Origin of the sequence: Pedobacter chinensis (assembly GCF_003339865.1) — a bacterium.
Taxonomy (GTDB): domain Bacteria; phylum Bacteroidota; class Bacteroidia; order Sphingobacteriales; family Sphingobacteriaceae; genus Pedobacter; species Pedobacter chinensis.
Map to the genome: position 1 here is coordinate 60,337 of NZ_QPKV01000001.1, position 19,025 is coordinate 79,361.

Annotated in this window: 9 protein-coding genes; 3 read left to right on the plus strand and 6 right to left on the minus strand. The window is 39.1% G+C overall.

Annotated features, from left to right (window positions below; genetic code table 11):
* Positions 1-4 precede the first annotated feature (4 nt).
* Complete coding sequence (locus DU508_RS00365; protein ID WP_115400868.1) at positions 5-3,196, plus strand: efflux RND transporter permease subunit; 3,192 nt, start codon at positions 5-7, stop codon at positions 3,194-3,196.
* Positions 3,183-4,589: a TolC family protein gene (locus DU508_RS00370; RefSeq protein ID WP_115400869.1), complete on the plus strand. Its 1,407-nt coding sequence runs from the start codon at positions 3,183-3,185 to the stop codon at positions 4,587-4,589. The genes DU508_RS00365 and DU508_RS00370 overlap by 14 nt, the downstream gene beginning before the upstream one ends.
* Positions 4,590-4,913: 324 nt before the next feature.
* Here DU508_RS00370 and nhaA read toward each other — a convergent pair whose 3' ends face one another.
* From nhaA to DU508_RS00390, 4 genes are all read right to left on the minus strand, one after another.
* Positions 4,914-6,068, minus strand: a complete 1,155-nt coding sequence (nhaA, locus tag DU508_RS00375) for a Na+/H+ antiporter NhaA (RefSeq protein WP_115400870.1) — start codon at positions 6,066-6,068, stop codon at positions 4,914-4,916.
* 182 nt (positions 6,069-6,250) lie between these two features.
* A complete protein-coding gene (locus DU508_RS00380) occupies positions 6,251-7,171 on the minus strand; it encodes a PorP/SprF family type IX secretion system membrane protein (RefSeq protein ID WP_115400871.1) in 921 nt (306 codons plus the stop codon).
* An 8-nt stretch (positions 7,172-7,179) separates the two neighbouring features.
* Positions 7,180-12,933 (minus strand): lamin tail domain-containing protein, encoded by a 5,754-nt coding sequence (locus DU508_RS00385; protein ID WP_115400872.1) that lies wholly within the window; start codon positions 12,931-12,933, stop codon positions 7,180-7,182.
* Positions 12,934-13,081: 148 nt separating this feature from the next.
* Positions 13,082-13,702, minus strand: a complete 621-nt coding sequence (locus DU508_RS00390) for an L-threonylcarbamoyladenylate synthase (RefSeq protein ID WP_115400873.1) — start codon at positions 13,700-13,702, stop codon at positions 13,082-13,084.
* A gap of 628 nt (positions 13,703-14,330) precedes the next feature.
* Here DU508_RS00390 and DU508_RS00400 point away from each other — a divergent pair.
* A complete protein-coding gene (locus DU508_RS00400) occupies positions 14,331-15,992 on the plus strand; it encodes an FMN-binding glutamate synthase family protein (RefSeq protein ID WP_115400874.1) in 1,662 nt (553 codons plus the stop codon).
* Positions 15,993-16,413: 421 nt separating this feature from the next.
* Here the strand turns inward: DU508_RS00400 and asnS are convergent, their stop codons facing one another.
* Positions 16,414-17,862 (minus strand): asparagine--tRNA ligase, encoded by a 1,449-nt coding sequence (gene asnS, locus DU508_RS00405; protein ID WP_115400875.1) that lies wholly within the window; start codon positions 17,860-17,862, stop codon positions 16,414-16,416.
* Positions 17,863-18,030: 168 nt separating this feature from the next.
* Positions 18,031-19,017 (minus strand): transglutaminase family protein, encoded by a 987-nt coding sequence (locus DU508_RS00410; RefSeq protein WP_115400876.1) that lies wholly within the window; start codon positions 19,015-19,017, stop codon positions 18,031-18,033.
* Positions 19,018-19,025: the final 8 nt, after the last annotated feature.

Consider the following 19,025-nt stretch of genomic DNA (forward strand, 5'->3'; position numbering starts at 1 on the left):
AGCAATGTTTAAAATATTTATACAAAGGCCCGTACTGGCAACCGTTATCTCCATATTGCTGGTCATATTGGGTGTACTTGGCCTTACAAAATTGCCTTTACAACAATTTCCTGATATTGCACCACCATCGGTTTTAGTCACAGCGGTTTATCCGGGGGCAAATGCAGAAACGGTTTTACGTTCAGTAGCACCATCGCTTGAAGAATCAATAAATGGGGTAGAAAACATGACCTATATGAGTTCTACCGCCAGTAATGATGGCTCATTGGCGATCACTGTTTTCTTCAAACTCGGTACAAATGCCGATCAGGCTGCTGTAAATGTTCAAAATCGTGTAGCTCAGGCAACAAGTCAGTTGCCGGCCGAAGTGGTTCAGCAAGGGGTAACCACAGCGAAACAGCAGAACAGTTTCATTATGGCCATCGGGATGTACACTGATGATGAATCCAAATATGATCAGACGTTTGTGGCCAATTACGCTCAAATCAATATCATCCCCGAAATTAAACGTATTCCTGGGGTCGGTTCAGCGGCTATATTTGGTGGTGTAAAAGATTATTCAATGCGTGTCTGGTTAAACCCAACGCAGATGTCGACCTATAAAGTTACGCCAAATGAAGTAATGAAAGCCATTCAGGATAAAAGTCTGGAGGCTGCGCCAGGTAAATTTGGTGAGAGAAGTAAAGAGGTTTTCGAATATGTAATTAAGTATAAAGGTAAATTAACTAAACCCGAAGAATATGAAAACATCGCTATACGCGCTAATGCCGACGGTTCTATTCTGCATTTAAAAGATGTCGCCCGGATCGAATTAGGTGCTTATTCTTACAACAGTTTGACCCGTTTGAATGGTAAAAAAGGTATCGTCATAGGAATTATTCAGTTAGCAGGTTCTAACTCGAACGATATTCAGGTGGCAATTAATAAAATGATGGTAAAATCTGCTAAAGATTTTCCTGCAGGAATTAAACACAATATTTTTTACAGTACAAAAGTTTCATTAGATCAATCGATAGAACAAGTTGAACATACATTAATTGAGGCTTTTATACTGGTATTTATTGTTGTATTCCTCTTTCTGCAAGATTTCAGATCAACATTGATTCCGGCAATTGCGGTTCCGGTAGCCATTTTGGGTACGTTTTTCTTCATGCAGTTATTCGGATTTTCGATTAACCTGTTAACATTATTCGCATTAATATTAGCCATTGGTATTGTGGTTGATGATGCAATTGTTGTTGTAGAAGCTGTACATGCAAAAATGGAGCATAAGCGCCTGGCGCCAAAAGCAGCCACACATGAAGCCATGCATGAAATAACAGGTGCCATTATTTCCATCACTTTGGTCATGGCAGCAGTGTTCCTGCCCGTTGGCTTTATGGAAGGCTCTACAGGTGTTTTCTATCGCCAATTTGCCTTCACTATGGCCATTGCAATTGTAATTTCGGCGGTTAACGCGCTAACTTTAAGTCCTGCATTGGCAGCTTTATTTTTAAAAGATAATCATCATGCTGCCGGAGAAAAAGCAGATGTTAAAACGGGATTTAAACAAAGATTTTTCAACGGATTTAACAGCAGCTTCAACGCTTTAACCAATCGTTATGTTGGTGGATTGAAATTCCTGATCCGTCATAAATGGCTTAGCCTCGGAGGTTTGGTTGTGATTACATTAGCTACAGTTTTCATGGTTAAAACAACACCTTCAGGATTTATTCCTACTGAAGACCAGGGCTTTATTGCCATTGCAGTAAATACGCCATCAGGAACATCGTTAGATGGAACACAAAAAGTAATGACAGAAGCTGAAAATACTTTGAGAGGTTTGGATGCATCGAGATTTGTGACTGCCATTTCTGGTTTTAACTTATTAACCAATTCAACCAGCCCATCATCAGCAGTTGTTTTCGTATTGCTTAAACCGAATGAAGAGCGGGGGAATGTTAAAAATATTGAAGAGATCATGAATCAGGTACGCGGTAAGCTAGGCGGTATTTCCGGTGGAAGTTTCTTCGTGTTCAGTTTTCCAACCGTTCCAGGTTTTAGTAATGTGGAGGCTTTGGATATGGTATTGCAGGATAAAACGGGCGGTAAGCTTGATAAGTTCAGCGGTATTTCCCAAGCTTTTATCGGCGAGTTGATGAAGCGTCCTGAAATTGCAGTTGCCTTTACCAGTTTCAAGGCCGATTATCCGCAATTACAATTGGATATCAACGATGAAAAGGCTGATCAATTAGGGGTAAATGTGAAAGATATTCTGCAAACCATGCAGACTTATTTCGGTAGTGCTCAGGCATCAGATTTTAACCGTTTTGGTAAGTATTACCGCGTGGTGGTTCAGGCCGATGTTCAGGACAGGGCAGATCCATCATCAATCGACCGGGTTTTTGTGAAAAGCAATCGGGGCGAAATGGTTCCTATCAATACTTTGGTAAAATTAAGCCGTATTTATGGCTCTGAAACCGCATCAAGGTATAATCTGTTCAACTCTATTTCTATCAATGCCATTCCTAAACCTGGTTTTAGTTCTGGTGATGCCATCAAGGCGATTGAAGAGGTTGCTGAAAAACAACTGCCAGCGGGTTATAGTTACGAATTTTCAGGCCAAACACGTGAAGAAATTTCTTCAGGAGGTCAATCTACAGTGATATTTTTATTGTGCCTGGTATTTATTTACTTCTTACTTTCTGCACAATATGAGAGTTACATTTTACCTCTGGCTGTAATTTTATCAATTCCTGCCGGGATATTTGGTGTGTTTGTGGCCATTGGTTTAACAGGGATTGAGAATAACATTTACGTTCAGGTGGCACTGATTATGCTGATCGGGTTGCTTGCCAAAAATGCGATATTGATTGTGGAATTCGCAGTACAGCGAAGACGGGCCGGACAACCTCTTGTCGCATCAGCTTTAGAGGCTGCGAAATTAAGATTGCGTCCAATCATCATGACCTCGCTGGCTTTCATTGTGGGATTAATTCCAATGATGGGTGCTACAGGACCATCAGCTCAAGGTAATCACTCGATTAGTATTGGTGCGGCAGGTGGTATGGTATCTGGAGTGATTTTAGGTTTGTTCATCATTCCTGTACTCTTCATTGTTTTCCAGTATTTACAAGAAAAAATTTCAAAAAAATCACAAGCGGTTGTTCGCCATCACGAAGAACCAGTTAATCATATAGTTTATGAAACGGTTTAATATTTTTACCATCCTGCTCCTGGCTTTGATCTGGAGCGGATGTTCAGTTTCTAAAGATTTATCTCTGCCAAATGTTGCGCCGGGATTATTTAGAAATTCAATACCCAAAGATTCATCAAGTATTGGCGATTTGCCTTTAAAAAGCTTTATCAATGATCTTACTGTTCAGAATTTAATCGATACGGCATTGATTAAAAATTATGATATGCAAATTGCATTGAAAAATATAGATGCAGCAGAAGTATTGTTCAAACAATCAAAACTAGGTTATTTGCCTGAATTGAAACTACAGGTTGCAGCGAGTTCAAGCCGCCCATCAGATAACAGCTTAAACGGGTTAAGCTTAAATCAATTTACAGGCTCAACCCATATTGAAGATTATAATGCCAATCTTGGCGTATTTTGGGAGGCTGATATTTGGGGGAAAATCCGTAATCAGAAAGCTGGCGCTTTAGCCAGTTTTTTGCAGACCGAAGAGGCACGTAAAGCAGTTCAAACCCGTTTAGTTGCCAATGTTGCGCAGGGTTATTATAATTTATTAATGCTCGATGCACAATTGGAAATTGCAAAGAAAAACCTGAAACTGAGTGATAGTACATTAAGAATCATCAATTTGCAGTTCGAGGCAGGTCAGGTTACTTCATTGGCTATTCAACAAGCTGAAGCCCAACAATTAAATGCAGCGCAATTGATTCCACGCCTGGAGCAAAATGTAACTTTACAGGAAAATGCCCTGAACATATTAATCGGCACATTACCAAAGGCAATTAACAGAAACAATCGCCTGGATAAGATGAGTATTCCTCAGGATTTAAATGCTGGCTTTCCATCAGCACTGTTAAGTCGGAGGCCGGATATTAAATCAGCAGAATTGGCTTTAAATGTGGCTAATGCTAAGGTTGGCGTGGCGAAAGCAAGCTTATATCCTTCGTTAGTTATTACAGCTAATGGTGGCGTGAATTCGTTTAAAGCCAGCAATTGGTTTAGTGTGCCTGCGTCATTGTTTGGTATAGTTTCCGGTGGGGTCACACAGCCCATTTTTCAAAGAGGACAGTTGAAATCGAATCTGGAACTGGCCAAAATAGATAGAGAGAAAACAGTTATTCAATTCCGCCAATCAGTTTTAAATGCAGTAGGAGAGGTTTCTGATGAGCTTACCAAAGTGGAAAAATTGAAAATGCAATATAGCATTGCTGAAAAGAGAGCACAGACTTTGCAGCAAGCATCTAAAAATGCCAGTTTATTATTTAAAAGTGGAATGGCCAATTATTTAGAAGTTATTACTGCCCAAGGAAATTTATTACAAAGTGAACTGGAGTTAACTGCAATCAAAACAGAACAATTAAATGCAGTTGTTGGTTTATACCGTTCGCTAGGCGGTGGCTGGAATTAGATTTGTAATACCGCTCACAAATTAACCGCAAAGAACGCAAAGTCGAGGCGCAAAGAACGACAAGGTAGGTACACAATAAAATAACCACAGAGTACACCGAGTAAAGGCACAGAGGACACAAAGCTTTATGTTTTTCTTGGTGTTCTCTGTGAAAATCTTTGTGTTCTTTGTGGTAAAAAAACTGCTTTGCGTACTTTGCAGTTATATGTTACACTTCCATTCAAACCAAAGACATAGGGAACAAGAGCTTTATGTTTTTCTTGGTGTTCTCTGTGGAAATCTTTGTGTTCTTTGTGGTAAAAAACTGCTTTGCGTACTTTGCGGTTAAACTTTTTTTACCGCTTTCAAAAACACAAAACCAATCATTCCTGATAGCACAGATGCTGTTAAAATTGCAAACTTAGCTTCTAAAATATGTAGTTCATCATTAAATGAAAGCATTGCAATGAATATCGACATGGTAAAACCGATACCTGCCAGCATTCCTAATCCCAGAATATGTTTCCAACCTGCTCCCGTTGGTAAATCAGCCCATTTAAGTTTTACTGCCAGCCAACTGAAGAAAGTAACCCCAATGGTTTTCCCGGCAAATAAGCCAATGATAATTCCAAATCCTAAAGGAGAGATTAGGCCTTTAAACATCTCTTTTTCAATAGTGATATTGGTATTTGCCAAAGCAAAAATTGGCATAATCAAATAATTTACAGGGATAGTTAAAGCATGTTCCAGTTTCTCCAAAGGAGATAAAACATCAGTTTCATTGGTTGGAATGGTAAAAGCTAAAAGTACTCCGGCGATGGTTGCATGGATGCCGGAATGATGAATGAAATACCAAAGAAATATGCCTGGAATTATATAGAAAATGATGCTCTTTACACCGAGGTAATTCATCAAAGCCAGCAGCACCAAAACTCCACCAGCCATTGCCAGGTATTCGAAATGAATTTGATTGGTATAAAATATGGCAATAACCAGAATGGCCCCCAGATCATCAACAATAGCGAGCGCCGCTAAAAATATTTTCAAACTTGCCGGAACATTTTTTCCAAGCATGGCAATGATGGCCAATGCAAATGCAATATCTGTTGCCATTGGAATTCCCCAACCGCCAGCAGTAGCTGTTCCATTATTGAATAAAGTATAAATTATGGCAGGCACAAGCATTCCGCCTAGTGCTGCTATAACTGGCAAGGCAGCACTTTTCACTGAAGATAACTCGCCCTCAATTAACTCCCGCTTGATTTCTAACCCGACCAATAGAAAGAATACAGCCATTAAGGCATCGTTAATCCAGGCTAAAATGCTGTAATTTACTGCTCCAAAACCAAGTTCAGTTTCTAAAAATGTTTCAAAGCTTTCTTTTAATGATGAGTTTGCGATTAACAAAGAAATGGCTACGCAAATCAATAATAAAAAACCACCTACCTGACCCGATCTTAAAAAACGCTTGAATATTTCCAGATTGATGATTTTCGTCATGCCGGTAAAAATAAGAAAAAAAGGAAAGCATGGTCACAGAATATTTTCTTCACTGATTTCCAGTGTGAGGCGAAGCAGGTTTAATTTTTAGCAAAAAAATCACTACGAAAAAGCCGCAGAATCATAGATTTAAAATCTACAAATCTGCGGCTTTAGAAATTCGTGATGAACTCAAGTACCGATTATGGTTTCTTCCCGATATTCAAACGGATATTTATTTCAAAATCACCATCAGTATAGCCACTAATGGCAGAAGTTGCTGTATTGTAATAAGCCATGAAATATAAAGTCGATTTATAATTCATTCCAAAACCAACAGTCGCGTTTTGAGTATTATGGTACATCGCCATCACATATAATTTATCGTTTGCAAAATTGGCATTTACACCGGCATCCCATAAATTTTTGTAATTTTTAATCCCCCTGAAAACACCTTTTGGTTCCAGACTGATTCCATTTATTCCGGTTCCCAAATCAAATTTATAGCTTATTGCAGAGTAAAAGGTTGGTTTATCAGCGAAGTTTAAATCATCATTTCTGAACACTGAACGCATATTCGGAATGGCACCTTCAACAGTTAAGCCTTTTGAAGTATAGGAAACGCCAAAATCGCCATCCAGGTAAGAACCCCTATCATTAAAGCGGGCAATTGATGGATCATTGAGGTCGCTGTTTCTAACACTGCCTAAATCAAGCCGATCTCTGCTCACGCCAAAGGAAACACCAAAGTTTAACTGTTGTTCCTGATCACTTAAGGGTAAATGGTAAGCAAATGTTCCTACGGCTTTTGTACGTTGAAGTCCTCCTGATTTTTCATTATAAACATTTACTCCCCAACCCACTTTATTTAGTTTTTCATCCATTGTTACACTTTGGGTAATCGGTGCACCTGGAATGTTAGACCATTGTTTACGGAAACTTCCATTAATATTGAAACCGTCATTTATACCTGCCATGGATGGATTGACTAAATACCGGTTCTGGAAATATTGAGCATTCAATGGAAGGATCTGTGCCTTTGCTGAATTAAAAAATAATAGGCCTGTAGCAAATAGAAACGTTACGCGACGCACTTGCTTTATGTTTTTTGTAATTGCTTTCATGTCTGTAATTAGTCTCTAATAATGTTAATGTATCCCTTGAAAGTGCCGATGCCATTACCTAAATCGATAATGTAGTAGTATGTTCCTTCAGCAAGCGGACTTCCGTTTACTGTTCCATCCCAATCATTTGTATAAGTTTTTTTGGTGTATAAAATACGCCCGGCCTTGTCAAAAATTTTCAAGGTGTTGTTCGGATAATAATCAATGTTTTTAACAATGAATTTATCATTATAACCATCTCCATTTGGTGTTATAACTGTACTGGCCTCTAATTTATAATCATCCATAACAGTGATGGTAATGCTTTGTTCAGATGTACAGCCATTGGCATTCGTTACCACAACTTTATAGGTACCACTCTGTTTTGGTCTGATTGTTACTGCTGCGGCATTCTGCCCGCTAATGATTTCAGCACCGGTCCAACTATATTGATTACCACCGCTTGCAGTTAACAGAATGGCATCTCCTTTAGAAATTGACGTTCCTTTATTACTATTAATGATAACAACTGGCAAAGGATTTACCGTTATGGTTGCTGTTCCGGTTTGCGCTTGTCCGCAGTTTGCATCTTTCACATTTACTAAGTTATATGCAAAAATACCTGCCACATTTGTTGGTGCTGTAATGGTTACTGATGAGCTTGTTCCATCTGTTGTGATGGTTTGATTTGTCCCTCCGTTAATGTTATAAGTAAAAGTATAAGGTGCTATACCATTGGTACCATTAAAAGTTATGGTCGGAGCCGTTCCATTTAAACAAACTGCTGTTGTTCCGGCAATTGTTCCTGTAGCGGTTGCAGTAACTGTTAGTTTAAATGTTTTTGTAATTTTATCAATGCCCCCAAAATCTGTCCCGCCATTATCCATTGCCGTTACCGTGATATTGGCCACGCCGCTTACATTGTTTTTTAAATGGTAAGTGATTGTTCCCTTATCTGTTCCATTTGCAGCGATAGATAAAACATCGAATAAATTTGCATGATCAGAACTTACTGAAAGTGTGATGGTTTGAGTGGTTTCAGGGCCTGCTGATATTCCTGTAACGGCAATGGTTTGATTCGCTGATGAATAACAAACGTTTTGATCAGCAATTTCATCCATTGTTGGAACGCCATTTCCAAATAAATATCTTGATTTAATTGGGTAATGATCAGTCGTTGTAGAACTATAATTGGTAACCAGGTTTTTAACTGCATCCATCACTTCTGCAGAGGCCGGGATATAATTTTTATTTAAATCTTTTGAGATGATCACATTATCAATAACCGTATTAAAGCCAGTAGTGGATTGCTTGCCTGCCAGGCTTAATGGTAAAGTAATAGGGAAATAATTAGCAACATCCTGAGTGAAATCAGAATAGGATGTGCCTGTTCCTGCCGGCATAGGGGCAATGGTTTTGTCGGGATCCAACACATCGTTAAAATCACCTAAAATAATTACTTTTTTACCAGCAAGATTAGAGTCAATCCAGTCTTTTAACTGTTTATTTCCCCCTTTTCTACGGTTGTAAGAATCAATCTGATCGGCAGTTGTTCCGGTATTGGCTTTTGCATGGATTTCAATAAAATAAACTGTATCCAATTTGTTGTTGATTTTTATCTGGGCCTGCATCATATAAGGGAAACGACCAGATGACCAATTTTTGTAAGGTGTTCCATCAGCGCTGGTAGAAGCAACTGCCGGATCGTAAGTATCTCTCAAAACACCTAAAGTTGAAATCGGTTTGATTTGATCTGTACGATACATGAATGCTAATTTCTGTGCTAATGGATAGTCAGCATCTGCTTTATCATCAGCATAAGAACCAAATTCACTAAACAGAACATTATATCCAGCAGGTAAAACCGTATTTCTAAACAGGGTAGTATCAACAACTTCTGCGAAACCATAAACATCTGCATTTAAATTGTTTACAATTGTTCTAACATTTGCAGCCTGTAAAGCATCATTGGTTGGGGCCTGAGCAGGACTTCCAAACCATTCGATATTCCAGTTTACAACTTCCAGGCTGTTTGCTGTGTCAAAAGTATTTCCTATAAAGCTGATTGTTTTATTGGCTGATCCGGAAGATGTAATGCTTAAATTTCCAATATAGTTTGTATTGGCTACAGTTGGAGAAAATTTAGCATAAACCGTTGGAGAAGTGTTGTTAATATCAGCTTTAGCGTACGTTACAGATTGACCAAAACTACCTCCGGTTGTTTTGGAGATGCTGAAATTTGCAGGGGCAGTTAAGGTCACGTCGCCTGTTAAATTTCCGGCAGAGAAAACAAATGTATTTTCGGCAGAAGTAGTACCTGGCGCCTGAAAGCCAAAATTTAAACTCGTTGTAGATGTTGTAATATCAACAGCCGGAGGTGTACTGGAGTTGGTTACAGCAAAATCGTCAACTGTCCATCTACTTGCAGACGATGTGGTAGAATTATAAACAATAGCCACATAAACCGGCGAACCTTTATAAGCTGATAAATCAATATTATCTGACTTTATCCATCTGTCTGAACCAGTTTCCGGAAATTTACCATCTAAAGAAGTCCAGGTTGCTAAAGCCGGATCTCCTGTTCCACTGTAATTGCTTGATACCTTTAACTGAAGTTTATCTCCTGCAAAAGCAGACCTTGTCCAGAAAGATAAAATGGCATAATTAAATGATGAAATATTTAGTGCCGGAGAAATTAACCAGTCCTCATTCTGAACATTTCCGCCTGAATAACCATTAATTTGCAGCGCATTACCCAAACTGGCGGCTCCTGTTGGGTCTGAAGCATCATGTCCAAAAGTAGTGGTACAACCCCAGGTTTGTGGGCCTGTTACACTGTATTGATAAAAACCATCAGACAGTGCAGAACTTCCAACAGTGGTGCAGTTTTCAAAATTAAAAGCAGTTTGATTTGGATCGATTCCAGGACCGGTCAGCGCAAGTGTAACAGTAGGTGCGCCAGCACTGGAATGTAAAATTGCTCCCGTTGAATTTCCTGTTGTAGTTGGGCTGAACTTTACATAAATGGTTTGGTTAGCAATTAAATCTGCAATTGTATAATTTAATGAGGTAGAAAAAGTAACATTATCTTTTGAAATTGAATAGGGTGCTGTTGTAGTTACAGTTGTGGCATTAATTAAATTTCCGGCAGATAAAATGTAGCTTTTTGATACTGAGGTAGTATTAATGGCCTGATTGCCAAAAGCCAGGGTTTTAGGCGTTGTTGCCAAATATGGGCCTGTCATTGATGTAGGCTCGGTAACCGTAGAGTTTTGTGGATTGGCAACTTTGGCCACAAAATCAAATGAATTATCATCGCTGTCGTAACCGTTTCCATCAAATTCTTCTGTCCCGCCAGCGCCTAAGGTTGTTGCATCAGAAGTTGCACTTGCTTTACGTTCAACTGAAAATGTTGCAGTTGGCACAGGAGCAGGACCAGAGCCTTCAAACCCAACAGCTGTGGTTCCATAACCCACTAAGTCAACTATTTGTGGTCCTGCAGGTAATGTTCCGGTTTGTGCGGTAGTAACATTGGCTAATAAAACTTTTCCGGCACCCGCTGCCATTGCAATTGTTCCTGTTTTATCTGGTGTTGGTAAATTAGTTGTTCCGGCAGTTCCGGCAGCCTCTTGGATCAGGTAAAAACCTTTTGGAGCAATACTTCCCGATAGTGTGGTTACCTGCCACGAAGTACCGGCAGCACTTGCATATTGAACAGACCATCCTGTTAAATCAACAGCAGTTAAAGTTGGGTTATAAAGCTCAATAAAGTCATTTTTGTAAACAGCACCTGAGTTTCCACCACCCCCGTAAACTTCGGAGATTACAATATGATTAGCACCCGTAGGTTCCTTTACAGCGGTGTTTTGAGGGTTTGGCGCTGTAATTACAAAATCAGTACTGTTATTGTCGGTATCATAACCGTTACCATTAAATTCTTCTGAACCACCTGTTCCCAAAGTTGCAGCTGTTGAAGTTACACTGGCTTTTCTTTCTGCTGATGTGGTATTGGTAAGTACAGCAGTTGGTGCGGTTTCGAAACCAGTTGCAGTAGGTCCAACACCAACTTTATCTATAACAACTGTGCCTGATGGATTAGCACCGGTTAAAGCTGTAGTAGCATTACTTAAAATAACTTTAAATGCGGTACCAGCCATATTGATGGTTCCAATCGCATCGGGCGTAGGGAGGTCAACAGTTCCACCGGCGCCTGCAGCTTCCTGCACTAAGTAAAAACCTTTAGCAGGAATACTTCCTGTTAGTGGAGTTACTTGCCATGATGTTCCTGTAGCCGCGCCGTATTGAACACTCCAACCCGTTAAATCCACGGCAGTATTTCCAGGGTTATATAACTCAATGAAGTCATTTTTGAAAGTAGCGCCAGAATTTCCACCACCACCATAAACTTCAGAAATTACAACATGATTTGCTGTAGTGGATGGCGTGGTCCCGCTACCTGTTACCGCAATGCTTTGTGTGGTAGCGCCCAAACTCGTAATGGAAATATTATTCGAAGAATTGGTTGCAGAAGTAGGTGTAAAACGAACGTAAACAGTTTTGCTTGTAGCCAGTTCTGCAATAGAGTAGGTTACTGCGGTACTAAAAGTTATGTTATCCTTCGAAATATAAAATGGTTCGGCAGACGTTATATTAACCTCATCAGTTAATCCCGTTGCGCTTAGGATATAAGTTTGAACAGTGGAATTTGTTCCTGTATTTTGAGTGCCAAAATCCAATGAGGTTTTATCAACAGTTAACACCGCCGATTGGCCGATACCTGTTAGCGTAACTGATGAATTTGCCGTTGTTCCGCCGCCTGAAATGGTAATTGCTCCGTTTGAAGCGCCTACAGATGTGGGTGCAAATTTAGTGTAAATGGTGTTACCTCCCGGAGAAAGTTCAGCATTGGTATAGGTTAATGAAGTTGAAAAAGTTCCACCAGATGTTTTTGAAATGGAATAGGGTGCTGTAGTTGTTAAACTAACATCATCTGTAGTCAGATTCGAAGAATTCAAAACAAATGTTTTTTCTGCCGAAGAGGTATTTGTCAACTGCGTTCCAAAATCTAAAGCATTTGGTGTGGCCGTTAAAGTTGGGCCGGTTACAGTACCTGAGGTAAAGCTTAAATTGAAATTATCAATAGCTGTGGATGCTCTATTACCACTTCCGGTTGTTGCGGTTAAAGTAACAATACGAATCCAAACTGGACCGGCCTGATTATTTAATGCACTGCCAAAATCAACATTAACAGTTGAGTTGCTAAAAATTGAATTACCGGTAGTTAAGCTTCCAGCACCTGCATTAGTAAAGCTTGTTGGAGTTGCTCCAAATCCATAATCTACGCTCCAGGTGGTTAATCTGCTAGATCCGGCATCTAAAGATTGCAGGTCGAAACTGAGTTTGAAACCAGTTTTGGCTGTGGTGTTGTCGATTTGAAATACAAATGCAGCACCGGGGTCACCAATAGCAGCTGTTTGCCTTACACCTAGCGCTCGATCAGTCGAGGCATTTTGAGTGGCCGTTGTGGCTGCAGCACCAGCAGTAGCGGATGCGAAATTTTTAAATGCTCCTGTCGTGTTATTCCAGACTGTTGCTGCTGTAGTTAATGCAGCTGTAGCGCCTAAAGCATTTGCATCTGCTCCGGTTCTAACCGTAAAACCCGCTGGTAATCCAGTTCCAATCCCATCAAAATTCTCAACATATGGAGATGTTGTTAATGTTACCTGGGCGAAAACTGGAAATGAGACCAGAAGAATTAAAATGAGAAGTAAGGGTCTTTTCATATAGTTGTTTTGTTTACAACAAATGTATATGCAAAAGCCTTATTGTCAGATTAATTTAATGTTAATTCAATCAATTGTGGAAAAATAAATATGGTGACAGATAATTTTTGAATCTAAAGTTCGTTCTGTTGGAGTTTTTAGGCTAATGCTATAAGAAATCTTCGATATTGCCTTTACCTTCACGAATAACTTCAAATTCTCCGTTTGTGCAGTCGATAACTGTTGATGCTTCATTATCGCCATAGCCTCCATCAATGACTAAGTCAACCAGATTTTCATATTTTTCATGAATCAATTCCGGATCAGTGGAGTATTCAATAACATCATCATCATCTTTTATGGAAGTGGAAAGAATCGGATTATCCAATTCCTTAACAATACACCGGGCAATGTTATTATCCGGAACACGAATACCTACAGTTTTTTTATTTGAACTCAGTAGTTTAGGTACGTTATTGTTGGCGTTGAAAATAAATGTGAAAGGACCAGGCAAAGCTTTTTTCAAAACCCTGAATGTAGTGTTGTCAATCGGTTTTATATAATCTGAAATGTGTTTAAGATCATGGCAGATGAATGAAAAATTCGCCTTCTCTGGTTTTATACCCCTTATTCTGCAAATTTTTTCGATGGCTTTCGGGTTAGTGATGTCACAACCCAGACCATAAATAGTATCAGTAGGATAGATGATTAAGCCACCTTTTTTAAGCACTTCAACAACTTGTTCAATTGCTTTTTCATTAGGGTTCTCCGGATAAATCTTAATTAGCATAGCGTAAAAATAACAATTTAATGTGTTGGTTGTTTAAAGATTTATTGGTTACAAAGATTTTTATGATGTACAAATTGTTATACATAGTATTTATTATCCTTAATTTTGAGGAATATTAAACTTACTTGGAAATCACTAATGATGCATCATTCAGGCAAAACCTAAATCTTATTTAGATGAAGTTTTTCTAATCACTCCTTTGTTTGTTACCAGAGCAAAAGGAGGAGGATATTGTGGTTCTGTCTAAGCAGATTACGATAGCATGCAAGAAACTTTTTATTTATTAAAAAGTCCAAAAAATGCACTTAGATTTGAACAAGAATTAAAAGATTATAAAAAAATAGCAAAGGAGCAAGACTTGACTGATCATGAATAAGTTATTTCTTGATGTGGCCTGGGAGACGATCTCTATTAGCAATCTGTTGATGAATCGATTCTCAGGCAAATAAATACTTTGATAAAAGAAATTGAGTATACTCCTGAAGAAATAGAAGCCCCGGGCCGCTAAACATCAATATTTGGATAGTGGTCCGGGAGAATTAATTTAGAACATAGAATTGGTATATAAAGTAGAAAATAACAAAGTTGTTATTCTACAATGTAGATACTACATATAATTTAACAAAACATGAGAAAAGCTTTCATCGCGATTGCCGCATTTTTAGTTGCCCTAACCATTATGCTGGGCCTGTACCATCCCTTTCTATGGTGGACTTTCATCTTCACGGGTCCGTTTGTAATACTAGGCATTTATGATTTATATCAACCGAAACATAGCATAGTGAGGAATTATCCTGTTTTTGGCAGGTTAAGATATTTCATGGAAGAATTAAGGCCAAAAGTTTATCAATACTTTGTAGAAAGCGATACGAACGGTACGCCGTATAGCAGATTGAACCGATCTTTAATTTATCAACGTGCAAAAAAAGATAACGATACCATTCCTTTTGGTACACAGCTTAATGTTTATGATAACGGTTATGAATGGTTAAGTCATAGCATAGCGGCCATTTCACACCATGAATTAAATTCCTATCCCCGGGTTTTGGTTGGCGGTCCGGATTGTAAAAAGCCATATTCAGCAAGTATTTATAATATATCGGCGATGAGTTTCGGCTCACTCAGTCAGAATGCAATTCTGGCCTTAAATGGTGGTGCTAAACTGGGCAACTTTGCGCACAATACCGGCGAAGGTGGAATAAGTGATTATCACCGTCAACCTGGTGGGGATTTAATCTGGCAGATTGGTACTGGTTATTTTGGTTGCCGGAACGATGATGGGACATTTAACTACGATGCTTATGCAGAGCGGGCTAAAACTGATCAGGTAAAAATGATCGAAATAAAGCTATCTCAGGGTGCTAAACCTGGTCATGGCGGTATGTTGCCTGCAAAAAAAGTAACGGCAGAAGTGGCCCGAATCCGTTTGGTTCCTGAAGGTAGGGATGTTTTATCACCTCCTGCACATTCTGCATTTAGTACACCAATTGAATTATTGCAGTTTGTGAAAAAGTTAAGAGATCTTTCTGGTGGAAAACCTGTTGGCTTTAAATTATGTATTGGTCGTAAGAGTGAATTTTATGCCATTTGCAAAGCAATGATAGAAACGGGTATTTCCCCTGATTTTATTACCGTAGATGGAGGAGAGGGTGGAACAGGTGCAGCACCCCAGGAGTTTTCAAATTCAGTGGGTATGCCATTGCGTGAGGGGGTTGCTTTTGTTTATGATGTATTGAATGGCTTTGACCTTAAAAAACACATCAAAATTATCGCATCAGGAAAAGTATCAACCGGATTTGATTTGGTAAAAAATATTGCTTTGGGTGCAGATATGTGTAATGCCGCCCGCGGAATGATGTTTGCCTTAGGCTGTATTCAGGCTTTGGAATGCAATAGCAATACCTGTCCGACTGGTGTGGCCACCCAAGATCAAAGCCTGATGAAAGGTTTAGTAGTCGAAGACAAAACGGTTAGGGTTAAAAATTTTCATAATTTAACGGTTGCCAGCGCAGTAGAGTTGTTAGGTGCTGCGGGACTTCGGGAGCCTGCTCAACTTAGCCGGGCATATATTAACAGAAGGGTTAGCCCGAGCTTAATGCAATCGTATTTAGAGAGTTTTCCATATATTCCGGCAGGTAGCTTATTGCAAACGCCATATCCAACCCGTTTTGAGTTGGGAATGGCTTTAAGTACTTCGCAAAGTTTTGCACCAACTGATTATAAAGTTTCTGCTGTTGATTATGCTCATGCGAATTCATACCATGATACCATGCCTAATGAGGGACATTAACTTTTTAGGTTTGGATCAGGGTTTACTTCGTAGCTGCTTCACGGTCTTTACTGCGTTCAGAAAGGAGAGCATGTGGATGTGCCTGTCATTCTGAGGTATGAAGAATCCGCACCCGATGAAACACTAAACTTTAATAACACCAATAACAATTCAGCAGTAAACCAGGTACAATGCCAGTAGATCAAGGATTTACTTCGTAGTTGCTTCGCGGTCTTCACTGTGTTCAGAAAGACAATTGGAAACTCTTGCCCAATGATTATTAAAAAAGAAAAACCAGCATTCATTGTCTTGAGCTCCAGAACAATGAATGCTAGTTTTTTCACTATAAAAAGGCCTTTAATAGACCATGCTGATAATAATAACGGTTCTTAGCAGGTGGTTTTTACAACCTTCTGCCTTCAACCTCAAACCTTCTACCTTTCTAAAACTCTGCGTTTTTAGGGAAACGAGGAAATGCAATTACATCACGGATGTTTGTCATGCCGGTAACGAATAATACTAAGCGTTCAAAGCCCAAGCCAAAACCTGCGTGTGGTGCAGAACCGAAACGACGGGTATCTAAATACCACCAAAGTTCATCTTGTGGAATATTCATGTCTTCCATCCGTTTGGTTAAACGATCAAGGCGTTCTTCACGTTGAGAACCACCAATCATTTCGCCAATGCCTGGAAATAAAATATCCATTGCCGCAACGGTTTGTCTGCCTTCAGCATCAGGTTCGTTTTGGCGCATGTAGAAAGATTTGATATCAGCTGGGTAATCAGTTAAAATAACAGGTTTTTTAAAATGCTTTTCTACCAAATATCTTTCGTGTTCACTTTGTAAATCAGCACCCCACTCATCAATTAAATATTTAAATTGTTTTTTTTGATTTGGTTTTGAAGACTTTAAAATTCTGATCGCCTCAGTGTAAGTTAAACGCTCAAAATCGTTAGCTAAGCAAAAATCTAATTTTTCTAGTAAACCTAATTCACTGCGCTCGTTTTGAGGCTTTTGTTTATCCTCTTCAGCCAAACGTGTATTTAAGAATTCTAATTCCTCTTTGCAGTGATCTAAAGCATATTTAATCACATACTTCATCATGTCTTCTGCAAGTTGCATGTTATCTTCTAAATCTGCAAAAGCAACCTCTGGTTCAATCATCCAAAACTCAGCCAGGTGGCGGGTGGTATTTGAATTTTCAGCCCTGAAAGTTGGACCGAAAGTATAAATTTTACCGAAAGCCATTGCAGCTAATTCACCTTCCAGTTGACCTGAAACCGTTAAATTTGTAGCACGGGCAAAGAAATCCTGTGAAAAATCTACTTTGCCATCATCGGTACGTGGTGTGTGATCAAAATCCAATGTGGTTACTTTAAACATCTCTCCGGCTCCTTCAGCATCGCTGGCTGTAATTACCGGAGTGTGCATATATACAAAACCACGTTCGTTATAAAACTGATGAATGGCAAAAGCCAATGCATGACGAACCTTGAAAACAGCATTGAAAGTATTGGTGCGGAAACGCAAGTGAGCAATTTCACGTAAAAATTCGAGGCTATGCTTTTTAGGTTGTAAAGGAAATTTTTCAGGATCGCTATCGCCTAAAATTTCAACGTTTGTGGCTTTAATCTCTACTGTTTGGCCTTTTCCTAACGATTCTACCAGTTTACCAGTAGCAGAAATGGCCGCACCAGTGGTTATTCTTTTTAACAGCTCATCGGGTAAATTATTAAAATCGATAACTATCTGGATATTGCCCATGCAACTTCCATCATTTAAAGCGATAAACTGATTATTACGGAAAGTTCTAACCCATCCCATAACCGTTACTTCTGTGTCAAATGCTGTCGACTTTAATAAATCCTTAATTTGCTGTCTTTTAATCATATTCTTATTTGTAAAAGCCGCAAATTTAGAAAAAAAAACTGTATCAGTTAGTAGTTTTAAATTGTCAGTTTACAGTTCTGTGCTTTAGCCCCCGCAGATCTTAAAACCTATGAGCGTTTTTGATGCTAACCGCCAACTGCGATCTGCCTACTGAAAACTGAAAACTGCCTACTGTTGTTGCTGTTGCTGCATTGCCTCTATATATTGCTGGTAGCTGTTTTGTTTTCGGGCATTGGTTATTATTCCTGATGGTTTGGTATAATTCACTTCTTTTGGCTGGAAATAGTTCTCATGATCATTAAAATCTTCATCATTATAACCAACGGAAACATTTACCTCCATAATGTGTTCAAAACCACCTTTATAAACGCCTTTCACTGGTGAGCAATCTGCAAAGTTTCTGCCAACAGCCAGCCGCACATGGTTTTCATTTGCAATGCAGTTGTTTGTAGGATCTAAACCCAGCCAGCCGTATTCTGGTAAATAAGCTTCTGTCCAGGCATGAGTAGCGCCTTCACCACGCATGCCATCTCTGTTCGGACAAATATAACCACTCACATATCTGGCTGGGATGCCGGTTAAACGAAGCATGGCTGTAAGAACGTGCGCAAAATCCTGACAAACACCTGCCTTTAATTTTAGAATTTCATCAATAGTGGTATCAACAGCCGTTATACCTTTAATATATTCATAATTGCTGAAAACATGCGCACAGTATTTAATCGCGGTTTGATAAGGCGTATCATCCTCATTTTTAATATTCAGTACAGTTTCTTTTAACTGAATAATTCCATCAAAAGATTCCTGTCTTAAATAATCAATAAAAGGGACTTCATATTTTATGGCCGCTAAACTGTTCCATTGTTCACTGCTAAACATATCATCCTGCGGTAATGGCTTTGGAAAGGTTTCTACACTAACTTTAGAGAATATCTTTAACTGCGTATGGGGTTCATTCTGAGTAAAGGTACCAACCTCGTTTCCATAGTAGTCAATAAAGATTTCAATTTCAGGACTACCTGAAATATTCAGATCATGTTTGATCACTTTTTGAAAATCATCCTTTATCGGGAACAGAATAATCTGGTTTGCACTATCCCGAACGGGCGATTCGTACTTGTAGTTGGTAATATGTTTGATTTTAAAAACTGGCATAAATGTTA